The sequence below is a fragment of the Protofrankia sp. CiP1_Cm_nod2 genome, from assembly GCF_920664355.1.
GTDB lineage: Bacteria > Actinomycetota > Actinomycetes > Frankiales > Frankiaceae > Protofrankia.
In genome coordinates this window covers 1-6,589 of the sequence record NZ_CAKKTL010000265.1, presented here as the reverse complement: position 1 = coordinate 6,589, position 6,589 = coordinate 1, and the positions used below count along the sequence as shown (strand labels likewise).

General features: G+C 74.9%; 4 protein-coding genes and 1 pseudogene. All 5 read left to right on the top strand.

Annotated elements, in window-relative coordinates:
- A pseudogene (locus NBW84_RS21205) lies at positions 1 to 1,679 on the top strand (beta-ketoacyl synthase); the annotation flags it as partial.
- Complete coding sequence (locus NBW84_RS21200) at positions 1,673 to 3,352, top strand: PfaD family polyunsaturated fatty acid/polyketide biosynthesis protein (RefSeq protein ID WP_250286721.1); 1,680 nt, start codon at positions 1,673 to 1,675, stop codon at positions 3,350 to 3,352. The pseudogene NBW84_RS21205 and the gene NBW84_RS21200, both read left to right, overlap by 7 nt.
- A 15-nt stretch (positions 3,353 to 3,367) precedes the next feature.
- Positions 3,368 to 5,341, top strand: coding sequence for an acetyl-CoA carboxylase, carboxyltransferase subunit beta (gene accD, locus NBW84_RS21195; protein ID WP_250286720.1), 1,974 nt, complete (start codon positions 3,368 to 3,370; stop codon positions 5,339 to 5,341).
- Positions 5,341 to 5,940, top strand: coding sequence for a biotin/lipoyl-containing protein (locus NBW84_RS21190; protein ID WP_250286717.1), 600 nt, complete (start codon positions 5,341 to 5,343; stop codon positions 5,938 to 5,940). The genes accD and NBW84_RS21190 overlap by 1 nt, the downstream gene beginning before the upstream one ends.
- Positions 5,937 to 6,589: biotin carboxylase N-terminal domain-containing protein (locus NBW84_RS21185; RefSeq protein WP_445548795.1), on the top strand; the 653-nt coding region annotated here is incomplete at its 3' end. The genes NBW84_RS21190 and NBW84_RS21185, both read left to right, overlap by 4 nt.

The window sequence follows — 6,589 nt, the reverse complement described above, 5'->3', positions numbered from 1 at the left end:
ACGGAGCGCTGCGCGCCGGGCTGCGGCCGGGCGCCGTGGCCGCGGGCCTGACGGCGGCTACCGGGCTGGTCGAGGCGGCCCGGGCCCAGGGCGTACCGGGGCAGGCCGGGCCGGAGCGGGGCGTCCAGGCAGAGGTCACACCGGCGGGGGAGCGGGCCGTGCTCCTCGGCGAGGCGGCCGCGCAGGCCGCCGAGGTGTTCGCCCTGTACCTGGGCCTGCACCTGGGCTTCGCCGACGCCACCTTCGTCCGTGGCGTGCCGGGCGGGCCGGGCGTGCCGGGCGGGCCGGACCGCTATCAGGTCGAGGTCCTCGGGCCGACGCCGGACACCGGTGTCGAGTTGGCCCTGGAGGTCACCGGTGTCGACCTCGTCCCGCGGCCGTGGCTGTCCGTCGACGCCGAGTTCCGCGCCAGCGGTGAGGTCGTTGCCCGGGTGCGGGGGGTGACGCTGGGTGTCCAGGAGAAGCCGGGTGTCCCGGTCGGACCGCAGGCCGGTGGCACCGTGGCGCGCTTCCTCGGGCGCCGGAACAGCCTCGGCGAGCCGGTGCTGCTCAACGAGTTCCACATGGCCCACTGCTCCAAGGGGGATCCGGGCATCGCCCTGGGGCCGGAGTTCTCCGGCTACCGCGGCATCCGGGCGACCCGGCTGCCCGACGGCGGCCTGCGCCTGGTCGACCGGATCGTCGCCGTCCAGGGGGAGCGGGGGAAGCGGGAGAGCCTGCGCGGGGGCGCCACCCACCAGACCGAGTACGACTCGCCGGCCGACTCCTGGTACTACCAGGACACGGCCAACGCGTCGATGCCGAACTGCGTCTACATGGAGACCTCGCTGCAGTCGGCGCTCGTCCTCGGCTACTACCTGGGTGCCACCCTCACCGACCTGGGCGGGGAGCACAGCCTGCGCAACCTCGGCGGCAGCGCCACGCTGCTGCGCGAGGTGGACCTGCGGGACAGGACGCTCCGGCAGCACTCGACGCTGCTGTCCACCACCCCCATGCCCGGGTCGGTGCTGCAGGAGTTCTCCTACCGCTTCTCGGTGGACGACGAGCCCGTCTACGAGGGCGAGTCGATGTTCGGCTACTTCAACGAGGCGGCGCTGGCCCGCCAGAGCGGGCTCGACGCCGGCCGGCTCGTGCCGACCTGGCTGGACGAGCAGCGGCCCCGCCCGCCGGTGCGGACCATCGACGTCGCCGCCCGCCGGGCCGATCCGTCGGCGCCGCTGTGCTCGCGGGGCCATCTCGCGCTGCTCGACGACGTCGAGGTCGTCGACGGCGGCGGCCGGTACGGGCAGGGCTACCTGCGGGCGGCCCGCCCCATCGACCCGCACGACTGGTTCTTCGCCCGGCACTTCGTCCTGGACCCGGTCATCCCCGGCTCGCTCGGGGTGGAGGCGGTGATCCAGGCGATCCAGGAGTGGCTCGTCGACGGCGGCCACGCGGCGGGCTTCGCCCGGCCCGGGTTCGTCCTGCCGGTCGGGCTGCCGATGATCTGGAAGTACCGCGGCCAGTTCCTGTCGACGGACAGCGAGAGCACCCTCGAAGTGCACGTCAAGTCCGTCGAGCGGCGGCCCGGCCGGGTGCGGGTGGTGGCGGACGCGAGCGTGTGGAAGCCGACCATGCGCATCTACGAACTGACCGATGTGGCCGTCGAGCTACGCGACGAAGGAGCCCCGCAATGGTGACCGCCCAGGCCGGCCCGGCCGCGCCCAGCCGGCCGGCGGACGCCGGCCACGGCGTCACCGGCCGTGCCGCCGACCGCGAGACCGACCGCGCGCCCGGTCTCGCGCGCGGCGCGGACGAGATCTACGACGTGCTCGCCACCCTGGAGCGGCCGGCCTTCGTCGTCCGGGACGCCCGGGGGATCGCGGCCACCAACGACGAGCGGCTGCTCGGCCCCGGCATACAGGTGCTCGCGGCGGTGCCGCCGGCGCCGCCCGAGCGGCTGGGATCGCCGGACTTCCCCCGCGACCACGGCGTCCGCCACCCGTACATGGCCGGGGCGATGGCCAACGGGATCGCGTCGGCGGAGCTGGTCGTGGCGCTGGCCGGGGCGGGTTTCCTGGCCTCCTTCGGCGCGGCCGGGGTGCTGCCGGCCCGCGTCGACGAGGCGCTGGCGACGATCGGCCGGCGGGTGCCCGCCGGCGCGGGGTTCGCCTGCAACCTCATCCACAGCCCGAACGAGCTGGCCATGGAACGCGACGTGGTCGACCTGTGCCTGCGCCACCAGGTGCGCTGCGTGGAGGCGTCGGCGTTCCTCGACCTGACTCCGCAGGTGGTGCGCTACCGGCTGGCCGGGCTGTCCCGGGCGGCCTCCGGCCGGGTGCGGGCCGGCAACCGGCTGGTCGCCAAGATCTCCCGGGCCGAGGTCGCCGAGCGCTTCCTGCGTCCGGCGCCCGAGCCGGTCGTCCGCGGGCTGCTTCAGGCCGGTCTGGTCACCGCCGAGCAGGCCGAGCTCGCCCGGGGGGTGCCGGTGGCGGACGACGTCACCGTCGAGGCGGACTCCGGCGGCCACACCGACCGCCGGCCACTGACCGTCCTGCTCCCCGAGATCATCGCCCTGCGTGACCGGCTGCGGCGTGAGCTGGCCGGGTCGGGCCAGCCCTGGCAGGTCCGGGTCGGCGCGGCCGGCGGGATCGGGACGCCGGCCGCCGCCGCGGCGGCGTTCGCCCTCGGCGCGGCCTACGTGGTGACCGGGTCGGTCAACCAGGCGTCGGTGGAGGCGTCCCAGTCGCCGGCGACGAAGCGGCTGCTGGCCGGCGCGGGCACGGCCGACTGCGCCATGGCCCCGTCCGCGGACATGTTCGAGATGGGCGTCGAGGTCCAGGTCCTGCGACGCGGGACGATGTTCGCGAGCCGGGCCCGGCGGCTGTACGAGGTCTACCGGGCCCACGACGGCATCGAGGCGATCCCGGCCGCCGAGCGGGACGCCCTGGAAAGCAAGATCTTCCAGCGGCCGTTGGACGACGTCTGGGCGGACACCGTGCGGTTCTTCACCGAACGTGACCCCGACCAGATCGCCCGCGCCGCCGACAGCCCGAAGCGGCGGATGGCGCTGGTCTTCCGCTGGTACCTCGGCCTGTCCTCGGGCTGGAGCATCGCGGGGGAGCCGGGCCGGGCCACGGACTACCAGATCTGGTGCGGGCCGGCGATGGGCGCGTTCAACACCTGGGCCGCCGGCACCTACCTGGCCCCGGTGGAGAACCGGCGGGTGGCCGACATCGCCGCGCAGATCATGCGCGGCGCCGCCTTCACCAGCCGGGTCGGCCACCTGCGGTCCGCGGGGGTGCGCCTGCCCGCGCGCTGCGCCACATACATCCCGTCCCCGCCGCGGACCGACGCGGCAGCGGGACTCTGACCGGTGGGAGCAATCATGACAGTCACCCTGCCCAGGCAGGCGGACGGCACGAGTGACAGGGACGGCAGGGACGGCACGGCGGCCCGGGAGACCTCCTGGCTGGTCTGTGGCGGATGCCGGGCGATCATCTACGCGAAGAGGTTCGTCCGGTCCCTGCGGGTCTGCCCGGAGTGCGGCTGGCATGCCCCGCTGACCGCCGTCGAACGGCTCACGACACTGCTGGATCCCGGGTCCGTGGCGCTGGTGGACACCGTCGTCGCCGACAGTGACCCGCTGGGGTTCGTCGACAGCCGCCCCTACGCCGACCGGCTGCGCGACGCGCGGGCCGCCACCGGCCTGGCCGAGGCGGTCGTCAGCGCCCGCGGCCGCATCGACGGCAACCCGGTGGTCGTGGCGGCCATGGACTTCCGGTTCATGGGGGGCAGCCTCGGCGCCGCGGTCGGCGAGGCCGTCACCCGGACGGCCGAGACCGCGCTGCGGGAACGCACACCGCTGCTGCTGGTGACCGCCTCCGGTGGGGCGCGCATGCAGGAGGGCGTGCTGTCCCTGATGCAGATGGCCAAGACCAGCCAGGCCCTCGGGCAGCTCGACGAGGCGGGGATCCTCACCCTGGCGCTGATCACCGACCCGACCTTCGGCGGGGTGGCCGCGTCCTTCGCGACGCTGCCGGACATCATCATCGCCGAGCCGGGCGCGCGGCTGGGGTTCGCCGGCCCGCGGGTGATCCAGCAGACCATCCGGCAGACCCTGCCGGCGGGGTTCCAGACCGCGGAGTTCCTGCTGCGGCACGGCGTCGTCGACATGATCCGGCCGCGGGCCGAGCTGCGCGCCACCCTGGCCCGGCTGCTGACCGTGGGCAGCCGCCGGGCGGCGCGCACGGCCGTGCCCGCGCCGCGGCCCGCACCGTCCCGGCCGTCGGTGTCTCGCCCATCGGCGTCCCAGCCGTCGGCCGCGCGGCCGCCCGTGCCGCGGCCCTCGGAGGGCGACACGCTGATCGTCGACCCGGAGCGGCTGCCCGCGCGGGAGCAGTGGGAGTCGGTGCGGCTGGCCCGCCGGCTCGGCCGGCCGACGACCCTGGACTACATCGCCCTGATGATCGAGGACTGGGCGGAGCTGCACGGTGACCGCATGTCGGAGGACTGCCCGGCGATGGTCTGCGGGCTCGGCCGCCTCGAGGGCACACCGGTCGTCGTGATCGGCACGCAGAAGGGGCACAGCGCGGCCGAGCTGTCCGCGCGCAACTATGGGATGCCGTCGCCGGCCGGCTACCGCAAGGCCGCCCGGGCGATGCGGCTGGCCGCCAAGCTCGGGCTGCCGGTGATCACCCTGATCGACACCGCGGGCGCCTTCCCCGGCATCGACGCCGAGCGCAACGGGCAGTCGGTCGCGATCGCCGAGAACCTGCGGCTGATGGCGGGCCTGCCCGTCCCGGTGGTGGCGGTGGTGACCGGCGAGGGCGGCAGCGGCGGCGCGCTCGCGCTCGCGATCGCCGACCGCGTCCTGATGTGCGCCAACGCCGTCTACTCGGTGATCAGTCCGGAAGGGTGCGCCGCAATCCTGTGGAAGGACGCCGCCGCCGGGCCGAAGGCCGCGGCGGCACTGCGGGTGGACGCCCGCGAGCTGCTGCGCGGCGGGATCGTCGACGGTGTGGTGCCCGAGCCCGAGGGGGGCGCCGACAGCGACCACCTGCTCGCGGCGCACGCCCTGCGCGACGCGCTGACCAGCACGTTGGCGCGGCTGCTGCCGCGGGACCAGATGACCCTCGTCACCGGCCGCCGGGCGCGGTTCCGCCGTTTCGGCGCCGACACGCTCACCGCACTCGACGACGACCGCGAGCTCGACCATGAGCTTGATCGGGATCTCGACCGTGACCTCGACCGTGACCTCGACCGGGCCGGTGTCGGCGGCCACGGTGCCGATGACGACCGGGACGGCCGTGACCAGCGCGGCCGCGACCGGGACGGTCTTGACGAGAAGGAAAGCGCCTGATGAGCCCGGTCCAGGTCAACGGGGTCCCGCCGGTGCGGACGGCGGTGCCCGGCGCCGGCGAGCTCGACGAGATCATGACAGTACTCCGCGATCATCTGCTCGCCCTGAGCGCGCAGACGTCCCGGGTGCCCAGCCGGGTGCGGGCGGCGGCCGGCGAGGTCTTCATCGAGATCGCCTGGCCGGATGCGGCGCCGCCGGCGTCCACCGAGCTGGTCGCACCGGCAGCGCCGCCGGTGCCGGTGCGACCGGTGCCGGGGGCCAGCACCGGGCCTGTCCAACAGCAGGCCGGGCCGGCATCGCCGGTGGCCGGGTCGGCCGCGGCGGACGCCGACGCGCACATCCTGCGTGCCGCCACCGTGGGCGTGTTCTACCAGGCTCCCGAGCCCGGGGCCAAGCCGTTCGTCACCGTGGGTGATCTGATCGCCCGCGGCCAGCAGGTGGCGATCATCGAGGCGATGAAGCTGATGATCCCGGTGGAGGCGGACGCGTCCGGCCGGGTGCTGGAGATCCTGGTGGCCGACGGCACCCCGGTCGAGCACGGCCAGCCCCTGCTGACGGTGGCCACCGGCGACGCCGACCGGGCGGGCCCGGGCCGATGATCAAAAAGGTGCTGATCGCCAACCGTGGCGAGATCGCGCTGCGGGTCGCCCGCACCTGCCGCGAGCTCGGGCTGGCCACGCTGGCGGTCCACTCCGCAGCCGACCGTGACTCGGCGGTCGTCCGGTTCGCCGACGAGTCGGTGCAGATCGGCCCCGGCCCGGCCAAGGCCAGCTACCTCAACATCCCCGCCGTCATCGAGGCGGCACGCGGCTGGGGCGCCGACGCCATCCACCCCGGCTACGGATTTCTCTCGGAGAACCCGGACTTCGCCGAGGTGTGCGAGGAGGAGGGCATCACCTTCGTCGGCCCACCGGCATCGGTGATGAGCCGTCTCGGCGACAAGGCGAGCGCCCGTTCGATCATGTCGGACGCGGGGCTGCCGCTCCTGCCGGGCAGCCGGGACGCGCTCGAGCACGCCGACGAGGCCGCGGAGTTCGCCGCCGGGATCGGCTACCCGGTCATCATCAAGGCGGTGGCCGGCGGCGGCGGGCGCGGGATGAGCGTGGTGCACGAGCCCGACGCGTTCCTGCGGGCCTACGGCCAGACCCGCGCCAGCGCCCAGACGGTGTTCCGCGACGGCCGGCTGTACGTGGAGCGCTACCTGGCCTCCGCGCGGCACGTCGAGGTGCAGATCCTTGCCGACGCCCA